This window comes from Pseudomonas sp. MWU12-3103b (assembly GCF_023100615.1).
Classification (GTDB): Bacteria; Pseudomonadota; Gammaproteobacteria; order Pseudomonadales; family Pseudomonadaceae; genus Aquipseudomonas; species Aquipseudomonas putida_A.
In genome coordinates this window covers 1-1,179 of sequence record NZ_JALMEY010000039.1, presented here as the reverse complement: position 1 = coordinate 1,179, position 1,179 = coordinate 1, and the positions used below count along the sequence as shown (strand labels likewise).

Sequence of the window (1,179 nt, the reverse complement as noted above, 5' to 3'; positions counted from 1 at the left end):
GTGGGAGATTCTATGTTGCTCAGCAACCCTAGAATCTCAAACTGATCGGTATTCGCCCTGATTCTTCATCAGGGTGAATGCCACTCGGCAGAGCTTGCGAGCAAGAGCTACCAATGCCTGTGTTTTCGAGAAGCCTCTGGCCAGGTATGACTCGTAAAAAGGCTTCCACTTGGTTGAGCGACACGCCGCCATTGCGGCGTTGTAGGCTAATCGACGGATCTCCGGATCTCCTTTTTTGCTCAGGAACCTCGGGCCGTTCTTTTTCCCCGAATCGTCCACCGTCAGATCCATACCCAAAAACGCGATGAACGCGTCGCTGTTGGCAAAGTCACCGCGCATATAGGTCGTTGCCAACCCAGTCGCAGTCAGCTCTCCCACGCCCTCGATTGCTTTGCAGCGGTCAATATTGTCATCAATACCGGCCTCTTTGCTGACTTTGCGCAGCAGTTTTTGAATGACCTTGTCGGATCGCTCGAATGCCTTTTGCTGAGCCGTACGTTCTTTCTTCAGCAAGGGTTCGTCGGCCCAGCTCAACATCAGACCCGTATGGTTCTGAATCAGCGTCGCGCGTCTGTGCAGCAAGCTTTTCAGTACCGTGTAGGCTTTAGGAGGCGGGTTCCAAAGCCGCAGTTTGCTTTGTTCATTCGTCAGATAGCGTGCGAGCACGCGTGCATCGCAGGGATCATTTTTGGCTCGCTGACCGACACCGCGACGATAGTGGCTGACTCGATAAGCATCCACCACATAGACCTGATGTCCCATCGCATGAGCCAGATCAACAGTCTCCAAATGGTAGATATTGGTGGCTTCGACAGCGATAGCGCTTTGCGCGGGCAGAGTTTTGAGCCAACGTTTGAGGGCGGCACGATCATTCTTGACCGCTTCAATGGTTTCCAAGTCGGCGCGATAGACAACGATTTCGGCCTTGGCGATATCGATACCAACAACCGTCTGCGAAGTAAGGATTGTCATGACGAATCCTCGGAGCTAGGGTTTAAGAGCTTGTTGGGGTCTACCGTTGCGCTGGCTTGTCTCTGTCGTCGGTTTACCGATGAATTCCTTATTGGCGCTTTGGGTAGAAGGGGCGGGACGAGAAGTCTCCCACGGTCTGTACTGGTCAGAGTCAGAATCGAGTCTGTAGTCCCGCCCACCCCTTCAAGTCTAAACATACAAGCGAGC

General features: G+C 53.2%; 1 protein-coding gene. It reads right to left on the bottom strand.

Annotated features, from left to right (window positions below; translation table 11 throughout):
• Window positions 1-36: 36 nt before the first annotated feature.
• Window positions 37-972 (bottom strand): transposase, encoded by a 936-nt coding sequence (locus M0808_RS28365; RefSeq protein WP_103369841.1) that lies wholly within the window; start codon window positions 970-972, stop codon window positions 37-39.
• Window positions 973-1,179: the final 207 nt, after the last annotated feature.

Bases quoted from the DNA above. Each gene is read 5' to 3' on its own strand.
- M0808_RS28365 (WP_103369841.1), bottom strand. From the start codon at position 972: ATGACAATCCTTACTTCGCAGACGGTTGTTGGTATCGATATCGCCAAG.